Origin of the sequence: Paucibacter sp. Y2R2-4, from assembly GCF_025717535.1 — a bacterium.
Classification (GTDB): domain Bacteria; phylum Pseudomonadota; class Gammaproteobacteria; order Burkholderiales; family Burkholderiaceae_C; genus Paucibacter_A.
Genome location: NZ_JAJIRO010000001.1, coordinates 555,212 through 572,865, shown reverse-complemented (window position 1 = coordinate 572,865; position 17,654 = coordinate 555,212). Strand labels below are relative to the sequence as shown.

Genomic DNA, 17,654 nt, shown 5'->3' with positions numbered 1-17,654 from the left:
AAAGACATGCCAAAACGTTCTGACATTAAAAGCATTCTGATCATTGGGGCTGGCCCCATCATCATCGGCCAGGCCTGCGAGTTCGACTACTCGGGCGCTCAGGCTTGCAAGGCGCTGCGCGAAGAGGGCTACAAGGTCATCTTGGTGAACAGCAATCCGGCCACCATCATGACGGACCCGGACACCGCGGACGTCACTTACATTGAGCCCATCACTTGGCAAGTGGTCGAGAAGATCATCGCCAAGGAGCGCCCCGATGCAGTGCTGCCGACCATGGGTGGGCAGACGGCGCTGAACTGCGCTTTGGATCTGCACAAGCATGGCGTGCTGGCCAAGTACAACGTAGAGATGATCGGTGCCAACGAAAAGGCGATCGACAAGGCCGAAGACCGCCTGAAATTCAAGGACGCGATGACCAAGATCGGCCTGGACTCGGCCAAGTCGGGCATTGCGCACTCGATGGAAGAGGCGTTGGCGGTGCAAAAGCGCATTGCGCTCGAGACCGGCAGCAATGGTTTCCCGATGGTGATTCGCCCCAGCTTCACGCTCGGCGGCAGCGGCGGCGGTATTGCTTACAACCCGGAAGAATTCGAAGAGATTTGCAAGCGCGGCTTGGATCTTTCGCCGACCAATGAGCTTTTGATCGAAGAGTCGCTAATCGGTTGGAAAGAGTATGAGATGGAAGTGGTCCGCGACAGCAAGGACAACTGCATCATCGTTTGCTCGATCGAAAACCTCGACCCCATGGGCGTGCACACCGGTGACTCGATCACCGTGGCCCCGGCGCAGACCTTGACCGACAAGGAATACCAGCTGCTGCGCAACGCCTCGATCGCGATTCTGCGCGAAATCGGCGTGGACACCGGTGGCTCCAACGTGCAGTTCTCGATCAACCCGGTCAATGGCCGGATGACGGTGATCGAGATGAATCCGCGTGTCTCGCGTTCATCGGCGCTGGCCTCGAAGGCGACCGGCTTCCCGATCGCCAAGATCGCCGCCAAGCTGGCTGTGGGCTACACCCTGGACGAACTGCGCAACGACATCACCGGTGGTACGACGCCGGCCTCGTTCGAGCCCAGCATCGACTACGTGGTCACCAAGATCCCGCGCTTTGCCTTCGAGAAGTTCCCAATGGCGGACTCGCGTTTGACCACGCAGATGAAGTCGGTGGGCGAAGTGATGGCCATGGGTCGCACCTTCCAGGAAAGCTTCCAGAAAGCGCTGCGCGGTCTGGAGACCGGCATTGATGGTCTGAGCGAGCGCTCCGACGATCGCGAAGAAATCATCCAGGAAATTGGCGAGCCCGGTCCCGAGCGCGTGCTGTTCGTGGCGGATGCTTTCCGTATCGGCATGAGCTTGGCCGAAGTCTTTGAAGAGACCGCCATCGATCCCTGGTTCCTGGCCCAGATCGAGCAGCTGGTGAAGATCGAGCTTTCGCTCGTTGGCCGCAGTCTGGATTCTTTGAGTGCGGATGAGTTGCGCTTGCTGAAGAAGAAGGGTTTCTCGGACAAGCGCCTAGGCAAGTTGCTGGGGTCTAACCAGCACGATGTACGGCGTGCGCGTCACGCCTTGGCCGTGCGTCCGGTCTACAAGCGTGTGGACACTTGCGCTGCCGAGTTCGCAACGCAAACCGCCTATATGTACTCGACCTACGAGGAAGAGTGCGAGGCCGAGCCCAGCGACAAGAAGAAGATCATGGTCTTGGGCGGTGGCCCAAACCGCATCGGTCAAGGCATCGAGTTCGACTATTGCTGCGTTCATGCCGCACTCGCGATGCGCGAAGATGGCTATGAAACCATCATGGTCAACTGCAATCCTGAGACCGTGTCGACCGACTACGACACCTCAGATCGCTTGTACTTCGAACCGGTCACCTTGGAAGATGTGCTGGAAATCGTCGATAAGGAAAAGCCAGTCGGCGTGATCGTTCAGTACGGTGGTCAGACACCGCTGAAGTTGGCGCTCGATTTGGAAGCCAATGGCGTGCCCATCATCGGCACCTCGCCCGAGAGCATTGACATTGCCGAAGACCGCGAGCGCTTCCAGAAGCTGCTGCATGACCTGGGCTTGAAGCAGCCGCCGAACCGCACCGCGCGTACCGAAGAGGCTGCGCTGGTCTTGGCGCGCGAAATTGGCTACCCCTTGGTGGTTCGTCCGAGCTACGTCTTGGGCGGCCGCGCGATGGAAATCGTGCACGGCGACAAAGACCTGGAGCGCTATATGCGCGAAGCGGTGCGCGTGTCGGACAAGTCGCCGGTGCTGCTGGACCGCTTCTTGGAAGATGCGCTGGAAGTCGATGTGGACTGCATCAGCGATGGCGTCGATGTGATGATCGGCGGCATCATGGAGCACGTCGAGGCGGCCGGCATCCACTCCGGTGACTCGGCTTGTTCGCTGCCGCCTTACACCTTGTCGCAGGCCTTGCAAGACGAATTGCGCAAGCAAACCGCAGCCATGGCGCGCGGACTGAATGTGGTGGGATTGATGAACGTTCAGTTCGCCATCCAAGGCAATGTGACCGGCGGTCTGGAAGGTGCCACCGTTTACGTACTGGAAGTGAATCCACGTGCTTCGCGTACCGTGCCTTTTGTTTCCAAGGCCACCGGCCAGCAGCTGGCCAAGATTGCCGCTCGCTGCATGGCGGGCCAAAAACTGAAGGACCAGAAGGATCGCAAGGGCCGTGTGCCTGCCGAGGTGATTCCGCCTTACTTCAGCGTCAAGGAAGCGGTCTTCCCCTTCAACAAGTTCCCCGGTGTGGATCCGATCCTGAGCCCAGAAATGCGTTCGACTGGAGAAGTCATGGGCGCGGCCAAGACCTTTGGCGAAGCGATGTTGAAGAGCCAGTTGGGTGCGGGTTCGCGCCTGCCGCGCCAAGGCAACATCCTCATCACCGTGAAGAACGGTGATAAGGCGCGCGCCGTGGCGGTGGCCAAGGATCTGCATGCCTTGGGCTTCGGTGTGGTGGCGACCAAGGGTACCGCGGCAGCCATTGCCGAAGTAGGTGTGCCGGTTCGTGTGGTCAACAAGGTCAAGGACGGCCGCCCGCACATCGTCGACATGATCAAGGGCGGTGAAATCCAATTGGTCTTCACGACCGTGGATGAAACCCGCACCGCGATTGCAGACAGCCGTCATATCCGTCAGGCTGCATTGGCTGCGCGCGTCACCTACTACACCACCATGGCTGGTTGCGAGGCTGCGGTGGAGGGGATGAAGCACCAGAACGGATTGCTGGTGCAATCCCTGCAAGAACTGCACGCCGAACTGCACTAAACTTCGGTCTCAAGAATTCCGCCGCCGCGCTTCGGGAAGCCCCGAGCCGCAGCGGCGGATTCATTTTGTCTTTCAAGGTTTACGAAATAAATCATGGCCACGATTCCATTGACCAAGCGCGGTGCTGAAAAGCTCAAAGAAGAATTGCATCGCCTGAAAAGCGTCGAGCGTCATGCGGTGATCAATGCGATCTCTGAGGCGCGCGCCCAAGGTGATCTGTCTGAGAATGCTGAGTACGAGGCGGCCAAAGACAAGCAAGGCTTTATCGAAGGCCGCATCTTGGAAATCGAAGGCAAGCTGGCCGCCGCACAGGTGATCGACCCCTCAGAAGTGGAAGCGGGTGGCCGTATCGTTTTCGGTACCACGGTGGATCTGGAAGAGGAGTCCAGCGGCGCTGAAGTGACTTACCAAATCGTCGGTGACGACGAGGCGGATTTGAAGCTGGGCCTGATCTCTATCAGCTCGCCGATTGCCCGCGCTTTGATCGGTAAAGAAGCCGGTGACGTCGCCGAGGTTCAGGCGCCCGGAGGCGTCAAGCGTTACGAAGTGGTTGAAGTTCGTTACGTCTAAAGCGAGCGCATCAGTTCGGCATGATGAACCGATTCAGAGCCTTGCTGGCCGCCCTCTGGGGCGGCCTTTTGCTGTCTGTGGCTTGGGTGGCGGCACCTTCGGCCTTTGCTGTGCTCGAACGTGCTCAGGCTGGTTTGCTGGTTGCGCGCTTGTTTTCTTTGGAGGCGCAACTGTCTCTAGCTGCAGGTCTGCTCTTGATGTTGATGGAGCGGCGTTTGGCGCGAGACCGCGGCTTACCCGCTATTTCTGCTGAGTTTTTATTGCCGGCAGCGGCTGTGTTTTGCACAGTGGCGGGCTACTACGCGCTGCAGCCCATGATGGCTGCGGCCAAGAGCGGGCAGGGGCCTTGGAGTTTTGGCGCCCTGCATGGTGTGTCTTTGGTCTTTTATGGGATCAAACTTTTGCTGGTGCTGGCCTTGGCTTGGCGCAGCACGGCAGCAAAAGTGCAGGCTCCGATCACTGATCCTGCGAGATCTTCTTAACGCTGGTCAGGCGGCGCTTGGCACGCTTGATCTCGCCGCCTTGGGCGACGCGCTCATTGCCAAGTACGCGAAGTTTTTTCACCTGAGGGCGATGATTGCCACTCTTGGAGAACTTCACAATCTTCACCACACGCGGGCCGGCTTTGCCGTCTTCACGCTCAGCGTCGACCTTCTCGGGCATGGGCCGCCAGATGATCAGCAGCTTGCCGATGTGCTGAATCGGCGCGGCGTTCAGTTCGCCGCACAGAGAGGCAAAAATGCTCTCGCGGTTGGCGCGATCGTCAGAGAAGATGCGCACCTTGATCAGCCCATGGGCATTCAAGGCGGCGTCGGTCTCTTTGACGACGGCAGGGGTGAGTCCATCCGCGCCTATCATCACGACTGGGTCAAGATGATGAGCTTCGGAACGTTTTTCCTTGCGCTGGGCAGGAGTCAATTGAATCGCAGGCATACGCGTATTATCCGTGCAACATGAAGTTCACAACAAAAAGCAAGAAACTTAATAAGGCGTGGTTGCATGATCACATCAACGACCCCTACGTCAAGATGGCGCAACGGGACGGCTACCGTGCGCGCGCAGCCTACAAGCTGAAGGAAATCGACGAAGAGCTGAAGCTGATTCGTCCTGGACAAGTGGTCGTTGACTTGGGCGCATCACCCGGTGCCTGGAGTCAGTATCTGCGCCGTTGCTTCGCGCCCAAAGAGGCGGGCGTTGGTGGTGCTGCGGTCGGCGCACTCAATGGCACCATCATTTCCCTGGATTTGCTGCCCTGTGAGCCCATCGAAGGCGTGCAATTCATTCAGGGAGACTTTCAAGAAGAAGCCGTGCTTCAGCAATTGGAGCAGGCCTTGGGCGGGCGGCCTGTGGATGTGGTCGTGTCCGATATGGCGCCGAATCTGTCGGGCATTGAAGGTGTTGATGCGGCGCGCGTGGGTGGTCTGATTGAGTTGGCCATCGATTTCTCGATTCAGCACCTGAAGCCCGAAGGCGCTTTGGTGGCCAAGGTTTTTCATGGCAGTGGCTACAGTCAGTTGGTGGAGTTGTTCAAGGCAACTTTTAAGAAGGTGAAAGCGGTCAAGCCCAAAGCGTCCCGGGATCGATCGTCTGAGACTTTTCTGGTGGGCATAGGCTTGAAGTCCCCCGCCAAACCACGCTGAAGCAAGGGCTTTGCGCGCCTGCGCAGCAGACTCGGTAATGTCTGGCATTGTCCTTAGGGTCATGGCCTCAAGCAAAAGCAGATGCCCCCTTGACTGCAATAGAATCAACCCCATATGCCGTGCACAAGGCCGCCATTGGTGCGGTCGGGCGAATTGAATGAAGGAGTCGCGGTGAACAATCAGTGGTTCTCGAAGGTGGCTGTTTGGATAGTGATTGCCCTGGTGCTGTTCACTGTCTTCAAGCAGTTCGACCGAGGTGCATCCCAGGGGAACCAAATCGGTTACTCGGAATTTCTGGACGAGGTTCAGGCGCATCGCATCAAGCAAGTCACTTTGCAAGAAGGTGGGGCGGGGACTGACATCCTGGCCGAAACCAATGAAGGCAAGAAACTGCGCGTTGCAGCGACTTATCTGGATCGTGGCCTGATCGGTGACCTGCGCAATAACGGCGTCAAGTTCGATGTCAAACCGCGTGAGGAGCCTTCCTTCCTGATCAATATGCTGATCAGCTGGGGCCCGATGTTGTTGTTGATTGGCGTTTGGGTGTATTTCATGCGCCAGATGCAGGGCGGCGGCAAGGGCGGCGCCTTCAGCTTTGGCAAGTCCAAGGCCCGCATGCTCGATGAGGCCAACAACACCACGACCTTTGCCGATGTCGCTGGTTGCGACGAGGCCAAGGAAGAGGTCAAGGAATTGGTCGACTTCCTGAAGGATCCGCAGAAGTTCCAAAAACTGGGCGGACGTATTCCTCGTGGCGTGCTGTTGGTTGGCCCTCCGGGTACCGGCAAGACCTTGTTGGCCAAAGCCATTGCGGGTGAAGCCAAGGTGCCTTTCTTCGCCATCTCGGGTTCAGACTTCGTCGAGATGTTCGTTGGCGTTGGCGCAGCCCGCGTGCGCGATATGTTTGAGCAGGCCAAGAAGAGTGCACCTTGCATCATCTTCGTGGATGAAATTGATGCTGTTGGTCGTCACCGCGGAGCCGGCTTGGGTGGCGGCAATGACGAGCGTGAACAGACGCTGAATCAGATGTTGGTCGAGATGGATGGTTTCGAGACCAATCTTGGCGTCATCGTGATGGCGGCCACCAACCGTCCTGACATCTTGGACCCCGCTTTGTTGCGCCCCGGTCGTTTTGACCGTCAGGTCTATGTGACCTTGCCTGATGTGCGCGGCCGTGAGCAGATCTTGAACGTCCATATGCGCAAAGTGCCGGTGGGCCAAGACATCCGTGCCGATATCTTGGCGCGCGGAACACCTGGCTTCTCGGGTGCTGACTTGGCCAACTTGGTCAATGAAGCCGCCTTGTTTGCCGCACGTCGCAATGGACGCGTGGTGGAGATGGTTGACTTCGAAAAGGCCAAAGACAAGATCATGATGGGCCCAGAGCGCAAGTCCATGATCATGCCGGAGGAAGAGCGCCGCAATACGGCCTATCACGAAGCTGGCCATGCTTTGGTTGCCCGACTGATGCCCAAGACCGACCCGGTTCACAAGGTCACGGTGATTCCTCGTGGGCGTGCTCTGGGTGTGACCATGCAGTTGCCTGAAGGTGATCGCTACAGCATGGACAAGGAGCGCATGCTCTCGACTATTTCGGTGCTGTTCGGTGGCCGTATCGCCGAAGAAGTGTTCATGAATCAAATGACCACCGGTGCCTCTAACGACTTTGAGCGCGCCACCGCGATTGCTCGCGATATGGTCATGCGCTATGGCATGACCGACGAGTTGGGCCCGATGGTCTATTCGGACAATGAAGGCGAAGTGTTCTTGGGTCGCTCGGTGACCAAGACCACCAATATGTCGGAAGAGACCATGCGCAAGGTCGATACGGTCATTCGTCGCATCATCGACGATCAGTACGGTATCGCCCGCCGCCTGATCGAAGAGAACAAAGACAAGATGCACGCGATGGCAACAGCCTTGTTGGAGTTCGAGACTATTGATGCTGATCAGATCGAGGACATCATGAGCGGCAAGCCCGCCCGTCTGCCCAAGGACTGGACGCCTTCTGCCAACAGCAAGTCGGACGGCGGCGGTTCGCCACCGGTGTCGACCGATGGTGCAGCGGCCGTGGTGTGATGCCAGAGCGGGAATGAGTTGGCTCCGCCCTGGGATTTGAACTCTTTCCCGCCAGTTATGTTTGAGCAGAGCTGAGGCTCTTGTTCGCCAAGGGGCCTGTCTGCAAAGACTGGCCCTTTTTTCATGGACTTGCACATGAGCAGCAAGCAATTTGTCGCGTCAACGGAGCCTCAGGTCTGGCAGACGACTCGATTCGACATTGACCTGAGTCGCCCCGTGGTGATGGGGATCGTGAATGTCACGCCGGACTCTTTTTCGGACGGCGGTCAGCATGCCAATGCCGAACTTGCGGCCGCCCATTGCAGGCGTTTGCTTGACGAGGGCGCGGATATTCTGGATATCGGCGGGGAGTCCAGTCGGCCGGGCTCAGTCGGCTTGAGTCTTGACGAAGAGTGGGCGCGCATCGCACCGGTGCTCGAAGTGGCGCTGACGCTGGGCGTGCCGGTCTCGGTCGACACCTGCAAGGCTGGCGTGATGGCGCGTGCGCTGGATATGGGCGTCGACATCATCAATGACATCAAGGCGCTGAGAGACGAGGCGGCCTTGCCTTTGCTAGGCAGCCATGCCAAGGCGGGGGTGTGCTTGATGCATATGCGGGGCGAGTCAAGCACCATGCAGTCCATGTGTGACTACGTCGATGTGCTTGCTGAAGTTGCCGATTTCTTGCGCGAGCGCGCGGATTGTGCGTTGGCTGCTGGCATTGCTGCCAGTCGAATCGTTATGGATCCGGGCTATGGATTTGCCAAAACCACACCGCAGAATTTCGACTTGTTGTCCCGGCAGTCGGAGCTTTTGAAGCTTGGGTTTCCGATCTTGGCAGGTTGGTCGCGAAAGCGCTCATTGGGAGATGTCACGGGGAGGGCGGTCGATCAACGCCTGCCCGCAAGCTTGGCCGCTGGTTTGGTCGCTTTGAGCCATGGCGCAAAGATCTTGCGTGTGCACGATGTCGCAGCCACTGTGGATGCCGTCAAGGTTTGGTGTGCGGCAGGCGGATTGCCGGCGATTCCGTCACGCTGCTGATGGACAATGGTGAAATAGTTATTCAGGAGGGTGCTCGATATGAGCCGTAAGTATTTCGGGACTGATGGTATTCGCGGTACGGTGGGTCAAGGCCCTATCACGCCGGACTTCATGCTGAAGTTGGGGCATGCGGTGGGTCAAGTGTTGCGCAAGACAAGCGCGCGTCCGAGTGTGTTGATTGGCAAGGACACGCGCATTTCTGGCTACATGATCGAATCGGCTTTGGAAGCTGGATTTGCCTCTGCTGGTGTTGATGTGCTGCTGACTGGGCCCTTGCCGACGCCAGGCGTTGCTTACTTGACTCGCGCTTTGCGGCAAGATCTGGGCGTGGTGATCAGTGCTTCACACAATCCTTTTGCTGACAACGGTATCAAGTTCTTCTCAGCCAAGGGTGAAAAGCTACCTGACACCTGGGAACAATTGGTCGAAGCCGCGCTGGAAGAGTCGCCCACATGGATCGATTCTGCGAATCTGGGGCGCGCCAAGCGCATCACCGATGCTCGTGGCCGTTATATCGAGTTTTGCAAGAACAGCTTTGGCTCCGACCTGACGCTCAAGGGCTTGAAGATCGTGGTCGACGCAGCCAATGGCGCTGCCTACCATGTGGCGCCTGATGTGTTCCACGAACTGGGTGCTGAGGTCATCTCGATTGGCTGCAGCCCAGACGGCTTCAACATCAATGCGGGTTTTGGTGCGACCTCACCAGCGGCCCTGGTCAAGGCGGTGCAGGAACATGGCGCTCACTATGGCGTAGCCCTGGATGGCGATGCCGACCGCTTGCAATTGGTCGATGCACAAGGGCGTCTCTACAACGGCGATGAGTTGCTGTATGTCATGGTTGCTGATCGCCTGGGTCAGGGCCAGCGTGTTGCGGGCGCCGTCGGTACCTTGATGACCAATATGGCGGTCGAGTTGGCGCTGAAGTCCCTGGACGTGGACTTTGTTCGCGCAAAGGTCGGGGACCGCTATGTACTGGAAGAATTGAGTGCACGTGGCTGGCAATTGGGCGGTGAGGGCTCTGGCCACTTGTTGGCCTTGGACAAGCACACCACTGGCGACGGTATCGTCAGCGCGCTGTTGATCTTGCAATCGGTGTGCCGGACTGGCCGCAGTCTTGCCGACCAGCTGGCGGAGGTGAGCCTGTTCCCGCAGACGCTGATCAACGTGCGTTTGCAGGCGGGGCAGGACTGGAAGAGCAATCCGCATCTGGCTCGCGAGCAGGCTGAGGTCACTGCCGAATTGGGTAACCGAGGTCGGGTGCTCATTCGTGCCTCGGGCACCGAGCCTTTGTTGCGCTTGATGGTGGAAGCCAGTGATGCCGGGTTGGCCCAGCGCTGCGCCCAACGTTTGGCCGATGCGGTCAAGTTGCCTGCCTGATCTTTTTGGCTGACCATAAAAAAGGCCCGCTGCATTTGACTTGCAGCGGGCCTTTTGCGTTCTAGAGTCGGTTTTACGTATCTCTGAACTCTTAAAGCTTTAGCCTTACTTCTTGGGTGGAGTCAGCACCCGATCGATCACATGGGCGACGCCGTTGGTGGCGGAGATGTCGGCCTGTTGGACCATGCCGTCTTCAACGGTCACGAAATCGCCGGCGCGGCTCAGTGCCAGATTGCTGCCTTGGACGGTCTTGACATTGCCATTCTTCACTTCGGCGGCAAGCAACTTGCTCGGCACAATGTGGAAGCTCAGCACGGATTGCAATTGCGCCTTGTCGGCAGTCAATGCTTCCAGGGTTTTGGCGGGAACTGCCTTGAATGCCTCATCGCTGGGCGCGAAGACAGTCAGGGGGCCGGCGGCTTGCAGCGACTCTTTCATGCCAGCCTGCTCAACCAGGCGGTTGAAGGTGCTGAGTTGCGGATTGCGAGCCAGTGTCTCTGCCAGATTGGCGGGGGCCGGGGCTGTAGCGCAGGCGCTCAGTGCCAATGTGGCGGCAATCAGACCAGAGACGGTCAGCGCGCGTCGAATCGTGTTCATGTCGAGAATCTCCACAGATTTTGGGGTGTTCGAGGAGCTTAAGCAGTCAATATGACGCTTCTGTGAAGCTTGTATTGCAAAAATCTGCTTTGTGACATGATCCGTTGGTGCTTTTCGCGGCAAAAGCATCGTCACCGTCGTGTCATATTGAAGTCATAACATGGCGGCTCTTGTCACTCCAAGCACCGATAGGACGCTCATGAAATTCAATTTGCCCAGCACTGGATTTTTCTTCGTGGCCGGTATGGCTGTTCTGCCTTTGGCTCATGCGCAAGACGTGACCGGCGCAGGCGCAACTTTCCCTGCCCCTTTGTATGCCAAGTGGGCGGATGCATATAACAAAGCTTCCGGCGCTCGCATCAACTATCAGTCGGTGGGCTCGGGTGCCGGTATTCGCCAGATCAAGGCCAAGACCGTTGACTTCGGCGCGACCGATATGCCGCTCAAGGACGAGGAGCTGGCCAAGGACGGCATGATTCAGTTCCCGACCGTGATCGGTGGCGTGGTGCCCGTCGTGAACATCAAGGGCATCGCCCCGGGGCAGATTAAGCTGACCGGCCAAGTGTTGGGTGATATCTATTTGGGCAAGATCAGCAAGTGGAATGATGCCGCGCTGACTACATTGAACCCTGGCGTTCCGCTCCCTGATGCGGCCATTTCGGTGGTTCGTCGTGCGGACGGCTCCGGCACTTCCTTCATCTTCACCAACTATTTGTCCAAGGTGAATGAAGAGTGGAAGAGCAAGGTCGGTGAAGGCACCGCAGTGAATTGGCCTACCGGGGCGGGTGGCAAGGGCAATGAAGGCGTGGCCGCTTTTGTTCAGCGCCTGCCGAACTCGATTGGTTATGTCGAGTACGCCTATGTGAAGCAGAACAAGATGACCTACACCTTGCTGCGTAACAAGGATGGCAATTTTGTCTCGCCTAGCGAAGATGGTTTCAAGGCTGCCGCCGCAGGTGCTGATTGGAAGAAAACCTTCTATCAAATCACCACCGAGCAGCCTGGCAAGGATGCTTGGCCCCTGGCTAACCCAACCTACATCCTGATGTACAAGACACAGGATAAGCCGGCCAATGCAGCCAATGCGCTGAAGTTCTTTGACTGGGCTTTCAATAATGGCGACAAGAGCGCCGATGAGTTGGACTATGTCGCGCTGCCAGCCGTTGTGAAAGACCTGATCCGCAAGCAGTGGACAGACAACGTGAAAGACGCTTCGGGCAAGGCCATCAGCTACAAGTGAGTTTGAGCTGATGTGATGGACAACAGCCCAGCAGCTAAAAAGCGTGCTGGGCTGTTGTCAAATCAGCCGCCTCGATTTTTTTAACGCCGACCAAGCGGAGGCCCTGTGGCCGCAATACTTCCAGCGAATTCTTATGACTCCGGGCAGCCGGGTGCTCGCGTGCAGCCCATGGCCAGTCCGCCAGCGCGCCGCGCCGTGGCGCCTTGGGCAGACAAACTGTTTTCAATCTTGGCGCATGGGGCCGCCTGGCTGACCCTGGGTTTGTTGGTGGGCATCATCGTCTCCTTGATCATCGGTGCCGCGCCAGCGATCAAACAGTTTGGCCTGGCATTCTTGTGGACCAGCGAATGGGATCCGGTCCAAGAGAAGTTCGGCGGCTTGGTGATGATCTACGGCACCTTGATGACGTCTTTCATCGCCTTGGTGATCGCCGTGCCGGTGAGTTTTGGTATTGCGCTCTTTTTGACCGAGTTGTCGCCGAGTTGGCTGAAGCGCCCACTGGGTGTGGCCGTTGAACTCTTGGCGGCTGTGCCCTCGATTGTTTACGGCATGTGGGGCCTCTTGGTGTTTGGCCCGATTCTGTCGACCTATGTGCAGCAGCCTTTGCAGCGCTTGCTGGGTGATGTTCCCTTCCTTGGCACGCTGGTGTCGGGGCCGCCCGTCGGCATCGGCATTTTGTCGGCCGGCATCATCTTGGCCATCATGATCATTCCTTTCATTGCCTCGGTGATGCGGGATGTGTTTGAGGTCACGCCGGCCATGTTGAAAGAGTCGGCCTACGGATTGGGTTCGACCACCTGGGAAGTGGTGTCTCGCGTCGTGCTGCCCTACACCAAGACCGGTGTGGTCGGCGGCATCATGCTGGGCTTGGGCCGTGCCCTGGGTGAAACCATGGCGGTGACCTTCGTCATCGGCAATATGAACCAACTGAATTCGCTGTCGGTGTTTGAGGCGGCCAACAGCATTACTTCGGCCCTGGCCAATGAGTTTGCCGAGGCGGGCGAGGGCTTGCATCAAGCCTCGCTGATTTACCTGGGCTTGGTGTTGTTCTTCATCACCTTTGTCGTCTTGGCCTGCTCCAAGGTGCTCTTGTCGCAGTTGAAGAAGAATGAAGGAGCGCGTTCATGAGCAGCGGCGCAATGACTCGGGATGCCGGCTTGAACGCCAAGCGGCTCGCCATGCACCAAAAGCGCAAGCGCGTGAATGCCGTGGCTTTGACACTCTCTCTGGGTGCGATGGCTTTTGGCTTGTTCTGGCTGATGTGGATTCTCTTTGAGACCGTTCGGCTTGGTTTCGGCGGCTTGAACTTGGCCACCTTCACCGAAATGACCCCACCGCCAATGGCGGAAACCGGCGGTCTGGCCAATGCGATTTTCGGCTCGCTGGCCATGGTGGGCTTGGCGACACTGTTGGGCACGCCGATCGGCATCATGGCCGGCATCTATTTGGCTGAGTACGGCCAAAAGACCTGGTTGGGTTCTACGGTGCGTTTCATCAACGACATCTTGTTGTCGGCACCGTCCATTGTGGTGGGCCTGTTCATCTACGGTCTGGTCGTGGCCCGCATGCACAGCTTCTCGGGTTTCGCCGGTATTTTGGCCCTGGCCTTGATCGTGATTCCCGTGGTCATCCGTACCACCGAGAACATGCTCAGCCTGATCCCGAACGCCCTGCGTGAAGCGGCATACGCTCTGGGGACGCCGAAGTGGAAAGTTATTTTGTCGGTGACGCTGAAGTCTGCCCGTGCGGGCGTGTTGACCGGTATCTTGCTGGCTCTGGCGCGCATCTCGGGTGAAACGGCTCCTCTGCTGTTTACGGCGCTGTCCAATCAATTCTGGACTTCCGACCTGAGCCAGCCGATGGCCAGCCTGCCGGTCACCATCTTCAAGTTCGCCATGAGCCCCTATGAAAACTGGCAAAAGCTGGCTTGGGCCGGTGTCTTCATCATCACCATCGGGGTGTTGGCGTTGAACATCTTGGCGCGCGTACTTTTCAAGAATAAGCATTGATTGAGTGGAGTTCACCATGGACGCAAAAGTTGATATGCCTGTCACCGAGCGGGCAAAGCTCTCGGTTCGGAACCTGAACTTCTACTACGGCAACTTTCTTGCCCTGAAGAACATCAATCTGGACATTCCAGAGAACAAGGTCACCGCCTTCATCGGCCCCTCGGGCTGCGGCAAGTCGACCTTGCTGCGCACGCTGAACCGCATGTTCCAGCTTTACCCTGAGCAGCGCGCCGAGGGTCAGATCTTGCTTGACGGGCAAGACATCCTGACCAGCAAGGAAGACGTTTCCTTGATCCGCGCCAAGATTGGCATGGTCTTCCAAAAGCCTACGCCTTTCCCAATGTCGATCTACGACAACATCGCTTTCGGCGTGCGTTTGTTCGAAACACTGCCGCGCGTGGAAATGGATGAGCGCGTTGAGTGGGCGCTGAAGAAGGCCGCGCTGTGGGGTGAGGTGAAGGACAAGCTGAACCAAAGCGGCTCAGGCCTCTCGGGTGGTCAGCAACAGCGTTTGTGCATTGCACGTGGCATCGCGATCAAGCCTGAAGTTTTGCTGCTGGACGAGCCCTGCTCGGCGTTGGACCCTATCTCCACCGGCAAGATCGAAGAGCTGATTCACGAGCTCAAGAATGACTACACCGTGGCCATCGTGACCCATAACATGCAGCAAGCGGCACGTTGCTCGGACTACACCGCCTATATGTATCTGGGCGACCTGATCGAATTCGGACCCACGACCGAGTTGTTCATGAAGCCCAAGCGCAAGGACACCGAGGACTACATCACGGGTCGCTTCGGCTGACGAGATTGCGTCGAACCAGCGAAATTCGGTTCGACGCACTTCATCACCAGATAAAAAGACGAGCAGTACCTCTTTCAACGAAGCGGCGCCATTGATTGGGCGGCTTCACCGCGATATCAGGATCAAGCCATGGGTGACAAACATCTTTCCACGCAATTCGACACCGAACTGAGCGGCATCTCCACGCGAGTGCTGGAAATGGGCGGTTTGGTCGAATCTCAGGTCGCTCAAGCCGTTTTGGCTTTGACCTCCTTCAGCGGCGATATTGCCAGCGTGGTGCTCAAGCAAGAAGAGCAGGTCAATGCCATGGAAGTGGAGATTGATCGCGACCTGTCCGGCATCATCGCGCGCCGCCAGCCGACCGCTCGCGATCTGCGCTTGCTGATCGCCATCTCCAAGACCATTGCCAATTTAGAGCGGGTCGGCGACGAGGCCGCGCGCATTGCGCGTACCGTGCAGCGCCTGATCAATTCGGGTGTTTCCAGCCGCTTGCGATTGCCCATGTCTGACTTGGCTTTCGAGGCCGAACTGGCCACGGCCTTGTTGCGCAAAGCCTTGGATGCGTTTGCGCGCCTGGACGTTGAGAAGGCCGTCGAAGTGCTCAAGCAGGATGACCAGATCGACAAGGAGTTCGACGGTCTGATGCGCAAGCTGATCACTTACATGATGGAAGACCCTCGCACGATTTCGTCGTCGATTGATTTGGTCTTTGTGGCCAAAGCGATTGAGCGCGTCGGCGACCATGCCAAGAATTTGGCCGAAGTGATCATCTATGTGGTGAAGGGCACCGACGTGCGCCACAACACCCCTGAAGCCGTGGAAACCATGGTCCGCTGAAGCGGACTCTCTTCGGCCTTTACTGTCAATACCGTTTTAGCCAAGGCGTGTTTCGCCTTGGTTCGCTGAGCTTAGGAGCAAGCGCATGAGTCGAGTTCTTGTGGTGGAAGATGAGTCTGCAATCGCAGAACTGATCTCCATTAATTTGCGTCACGCTGGATTTGAAGTCACGCTGGCTTCCAGCGCCGATCAGGCTCAGTACGAAGTCGACCGAGTTCTGCCTGACTTGGTGGTTCTGGATTGGATGCTGCCAGGTCAATCGGGCTTGGCTTTGGCCCGTCAATGGCGCGGTGCCAGCCGTACCAAAGAATTGCCCATCATCATGTTGACGGCGCGTGCCGAAGAGACCGACAAGGTCTCGGGTTTGGACGCTGGCGCCGATGACTACCTGACCAAGCCCTTCTCGACCAATGAGTTGCTGGCCCGTATCCGTGCGGTGTTGCGTCGCAAGGCGCCAGAGGCCTTGGATTCTTTGGTGGAAGTGGGGGGATTGAGCCTCGATCCCGGCACTCGTCGGGTGAGTCGTGATGGTTCCGAGGTCAAGCTGGGTCCGACCGAATTCCGTCTGCTGCATTTCTTCATGACGCACCCGGAGCGGGTGCACAGCCGTTCGCAGCTCTTGGACCGCGTCTGGGGTGATCATGTCTTCATTGAGGAGCGTACGGTCGACGTGCACGTGAAGCGTCTGCGCGAAGCGCTGGAACGCGTGCAATGTGCGCGCATGATCGAGACCGTTCGGGGCGCAGGCTATCGTCTGACACAACAGGTCACCGCTCTGCCTGCATGAAGCAAGGAACGGGTCTTTCCGACAGTCGGGAGTGGGTGTGAACTGGTTGCTGCCGCGTTTTGTCTTGGCCGTTTTGGCGGTGTTATTGGGTGCGGCAATCGGTATCTGGATTGAGCATTGGCTCAAGCTGTCCATGTTGTCGGAACTGCTCAGCGCGTCTTGCGCGGTCGCGGCCTTGGTTCTGGTCGATGCGATCCGTGGCCATCGATTGCTGCAATGGCTGCGTGGTTCGCAGCTCGATACTGCGCCTCGCGATAGCGGTCTTTGGGGCGAACTCGCCTATCGAATCGAGCGTGCCGTGCGTGATCGCGACAAGACGATCGCGCGCGAACGCACGCAGCTGGATCAGTTTTTGTCCGCCATCGAGGCGTCGCCCAATGGGGTGATGATGTTGGACGAGCAGGATCAAATCCATTGGTGCAATCGTGTCGCTGCTGACCATTTCTCGCTGGATCCTCAACGCGACTTGCGCCAGCGCGTCACCAACTTGGTCCGGTCTCCGGCTTTCGTGGCCTATATGCAAGCCGGCCAGTTTGAAAAGGCGCTGATTCTCAACAATGTGCGCGGACTCGGCACGCTATCTGTCGTGGTGCGGCGTTATGGCGAGGGCATGACGCTGGTGCTTTCGCAAGACATCACCGAGCGTGAACGCGCAGACGCCATGCGCCGCGACTTCGTCGCCAATGTGTCCCATGAGATTCGCACGCCCTTGACGGTGCTCTCTGGCTTCATCGAGACCATGAGCTCTTTGCCCTTGACTGACACCGAGCGGCGTCGGGTTTTGACCTTGATGGGTCAGCAAACACAGCGTATGCAAGGTTTGGTCAGCGATTTGTTGACGCTGGCCCAGTTGGAAGGCAGTCCGCGGCCCGCACCTGATCGTTGGGTTGCGTTGGATGGCTTGTTGGCTCGCATCAATTCGGATGCCTTGGCGCTGTCGGCCGGTCGCCATCAGATCGATGTGCAACTCGACACCCATATCGAATTGGCCGGTGTTGAATCCGAGCTGCTCAGCGCCGCCGCCAATCTGGTGACCAATGCGGTGCGTTACACGCCCGAGGGTGGCGACGTCGACGTCAGTTGGCGGCTTTTGTCCGATGGCTCGGGTGAACTCAGCGTCATCGATACTGGCCCTGGCATCCCCCGCGAACATCTGCCACGCTTGACTGAACGTTTCTATCGAGTGGACGGCAGCCGTTCACGCGAGACGGGTGGAACGGGCCTGGGGTTGTCCATCGTCAAGCATGTGCTGCAGCGCCATGGGGGCGAGCTGCAAATTTCCAGCGAGCCTGGCAAAGGCTCTAAATTCAAGCTGGTGTTTCCTGCGGTGCGGGTGCGCCTGATGGGCGAAACGCCGCTGGGCGTTGAGTCGGCGATGTCGTCTTCATTGCCCAACTGATAGAGCGCTCAGCGGGCGCCTTAC

Annotated in this window: 16 protein-coding genes; 14 read left to right on the top strand and 2 right to left on the bottom strand. The window is 57.9% G+C overall.

Annotation, left to right across the window (positions count from 1 at the left end):
- Positions 1–6 precede the first annotated feature (6 nt).
- The 3 genes from carB to LNV06_RS02440 all read left to right on the top strand — a co-directional run bounded on the left by carB (position 7) and on the right by LNV06_RS02440 (position 4,325).
- Positions 7–3,273: a carbamoyl-phosphate synthase large subunit gene (gene carB, locus LNV06_RS02450; RefSeq protein ID WP_263536647.1), complete on the top strand. Its 3,267-nt coding sequence runs from the start codon at positions 7–9 to the stop codon at positions 3,271–3,273.
- 93 nt (positions 3,274–3,366) lie between these two features.
- Entirely contained in the window at positions 3,367–3,843 is a 477-nt protein-coding gene (gene greA / locus LNV06_RS02445) for a transcription elongation factor GreA (RefSeq protein WP_263536646.1), read from the top strand.
- Positions 3,844–3,866: 23 nt separating this feature from the next.
- Complete coding sequence (locus LNV06_RS02440) at positions 3,867–4,325, top strand: DUF4149 domain-containing protein (RefSeq protein WP_318013416.1); 459 nt, start codon at positions 3,867–3,869, stop codon at positions 4,323–4,325.
- Here the strand turns inward: LNV06_RS02440 and LNV06_RS02435 are convergent.
- A complete protein-coding gene (locus LNV06_RS02435; protein ID WP_263536644.1) occupies positions 4,300–4,776 on the bottom strand; it encodes a YhbY family RNA-binding protein in 477 nt (158 codons plus the stop codon). The two genes, LNV06_RS02440 and LNV06_RS02435, sit on opposite strands and share 26 nt — an antisense overlap.
- A 20-nt stretch (positions 4,777–4,796) precedes the next feature.
- Here LNV06_RS02435 and LNV06_RS02430 point away from each other — a divergent pair, with 20 nt between their 5' ends.
- The 4 genes from LNV06_RS02430 to glmM all read left to right on the top strand — a co-directional run bounded on the left by LNV06_RS02430 (position 4,797) and on the right by glmM (position 9,959).
- The gene (locus tag LNV06_RS02430; RefSeq protein ID WP_263536643.1) at positions 4,797–5,483 is read left to right on the top strand and encodes an RlmE family RNA methyltransferase; all 687 of its coding nucleotides are present in this window, start codon (positions 4,797–4,799) and stop codon (positions 5,481–5,483) included.
- A 171-nt stretch (positions 5,484–5,654) separates the two neighbouring features.
- Positions 5,655–7,562: an ATP-dependent zinc metalloprotease FtsH gene (gene ftsH / locus LNV06_RS02425; RefSeq protein ID WP_263536642.1), complete on the top strand. Its 1,908-nt coding sequence runs from the start codon at positions 5,655–5,657 to the stop codon at positions 7,560–7,562.
- A gap of 135 nt (positions 7,563–7,697) precedes the next feature.
- On the top strand, positions 7,698–8,582 hold the full coding sequence (gene folP / locus LNV06_RS02420) for a dihydropteroate synthase (RefSeq protein ID WP_263536641.1): 885 nt from the start codon (positions 7,698–7,700) through the stop codon (positions 8,580–8,582).
- Positions 8,583–8,621: 39 nt separating this feature from the next.
- A complete protein-coding gene (gene glmM, locus LNV06_RS02415; protein ID WP_263536640.1) occupies positions 8,622–9,959 on the top strand; it encodes a phosphoglucosamine mutase in 1,338 nt (445 codons plus the stop codon).
- A gap of 105 nt (positions 9,960–10,064) precedes the next feature.
- Here glmM and LNV06_RS02410 read toward each other — a convergent pair whose 3' ends face one another.
- Positions 10,065–10,556: a fasciclin domain-containing protein gene (locus tag LNV06_RS02410; protein WP_263536639.1), complete on the bottom strand. Its 492-nt coding sequence runs from the start codon at positions 10,554–10,556 to the stop codon at positions 10,065–10,067.
- A gap of 244 nt (positions 10,557–10,800) precedes the next feature.
- On the opposite strand from LNV06_RS02410, the gene pstS reads away from it, so the two are divergent.
- The 7 genes from pstS to phoR all read left to right on the top strand — a co-directional run bounded on the left by pstS (position 10,801) and on the right by phoR (position 17,630).
- Positions 10,801–11,796 (top strand): phosphate ABC transporter substrate-binding protein PstS, encoded by a 996-nt coding sequence (pstS, locus tag LNV06_RS02405; RefSeq protein ID WP_411970072.1) that lies wholly within the window; start codon positions 10,801–10,803, stop codon positions 11,794–11,796.
- Positions 11,797–11,964: 168 nt separating this feature from the next.
- Positions 11,965–12,924 (top strand): phosphate ABC transporter permease PstC, encoded by a 960-nt coding sequence (pstC, locus tag LNV06_RS02400; RefSeq protein WP_263536637.1) that lies wholly within the window; start codon positions 11,965–11,967, stop codon positions 12,922–12,924.
- Positions 12,921–13,805, top strand: coding sequence for a phosphate ABC transporter permease PstA (gene pstA, locus LNV06_RS02395; RefSeq protein WP_263536636.1), 885 nt, complete (start codon positions 12,921–12,923; stop codon positions 13,803–13,805). Before pstC ends, pstA begins: the two co-directional genes overlap by 4 nt.
- A 16-nt stretch (positions 13,806–13,821) precedes the next feature.
- Positions 13,822–14,607: a phosphate ABC transporter ATP-binding protein PstB gene (pstB, locus tag LNV06_RS02390; RefSeq protein ID WP_263536635.1), complete on the top strand. Its 786-nt coding sequence runs from the start codon at positions 13,822–13,824 to the stop codon at positions 14,605–14,607.
- Between the two features lie 129 nt (positions 14,608–14,736).
- Positions 14,737–15,444: a phosphate signaling complex protein PhoU gene (gene phoU, locus LNV06_RS02385; RefSeq protein ID WP_263536634.1), complete on the top strand. Its 708-nt coding sequence runs from the start codon at positions 14,737–14,739 to the stop codon at positions 15,442–15,444.
- A gap of 85 nt (positions 15,445–15,529) precedes the next feature.
- Positions 15,530–16,231: a phosphate regulon transcriptional regulator PhoB gene (gene phoB, locus LNV06_RS02380; protein ID WP_263536633.1), complete on the top strand. Its 702-nt coding sequence runs from the start codon at positions 15,530–15,532 to the stop codon at positions 16,229–16,231.
- Positions 16,232–16,268: 37 nt separating this feature from the next.
- Complete coding sequence (phoR, locus tag LNV06_RS02375) at positions 16,269–17,630, top strand: phosphate regulon sensor histidine kinase PhoR (protein ID WP_263536632.1); 1,362 nt, start codon at positions 16,269–16,271, stop codon at positions 17,628–17,630.
- Positions 17,631–17,654 lie beyond the last annotated feature (24 nt).

What these genes read in the sequence shown, in the direction of transcription:
- glmM (WP_263536640.1), top strand. Translation starts at nt 8,622, where the DNA reads ATGAGCCGTAAGTATTTCGGGACTGATGGTATTCGCGGTACGGTGGGT.
- pstS (WP_411970072.1), top strand. Translation starts at nt 10,801, where the DNA reads ATGGCTGTTCTGCCTTTGGCTCATGCGCAAGACGTGACCGGCGCAGGC.
- pstA (WP_263536636.1), top strand. Translation starts at nt 12,921, where the DNA reads ATGAGCAGCGGCGCAATGACTCGGGATGCCGGCTTGAACGCCAAGCGG.
- LNV06_RS02430 (WP_263536643.1), top strand. Translation starts at nt 4,797, where the DNA reads ATGAAGTTCACAACAAAAAGCAAGAAACTTAATAAGGCGTGGTTGCAT.
- LNV06_RS02435 (WP_263536644.1), bottom strand. Translation starts at nt 4,776, where the DNA reads ATGCCTGCGATTCAATTGACTCCTGCCCAGCGCAAGGAAAAACGTTCC.
- greA (WP_263536646.1), top strand. Translation starts at nt 3,367, where the DNA reads ATGGCCACGATTCCATTGACCAAGCGCGGTGCTGAAAAGCTCAAAGAA.
- pstB (WP_263536635.1), top strand. Translation starts at nt 13,822, where the DNA reads ATGGACGCAAAAGTTGATATGCCTGTCACCGAGCGGGCAAAGCTCTCG.
- carB (WP_263536647.1), top strand. Translation starts at nt 7, where the DNA reads ATGCCAAAACGTTCTGACATTAAAAGCATTCTGATCATTGGGGCTGGC.
- phoB (WP_263536633.1), top strand. Translation starts at nt 15,530, where the DNA reads ATGAGTCGAGTTCTTGTGGTGGAAGATGAGTCTGCAATCGCAGAACTG.
- LNV06_RS02440 (WP_318013416.1), top strand. Translation starts at nt 3,867, where the DNA reads ATGAACCGATTCAGAGCCTTGCTGGCCGCCCTCTGGGGCGGCCTTTTG.
- LNV06_RS02410 (WP_263536639.1), bottom strand. Translation starts at nt 10,556, where the DNA reads ATGAACACGATTCGACGCGCGCTGACCGTCTCTGGTCTGATTGCCGCC.
- phoU (WP_263536634.1), top strand. Translation starts at nt 14,737, where the DNA reads ATGGGTGACAAACATCTTTCCACGCAATTCGACACCGAACTGAGCGGC.
- folP (WP_263536641.1), top strand. Translation starts at nt 7,698, where the DNA reads ATGAGCAGCAAGCAATTTGTCGCGTCAACGGAGCCTCAGGTCTGGCAG.
- pstC (WP_263536637.1), top strand. Translation starts at nt 11,965, where the DNA reads ATGGCCAGTCCGCCAGCGCGCCGCGCCGTGGCGCCTTGGGCAGACAAA.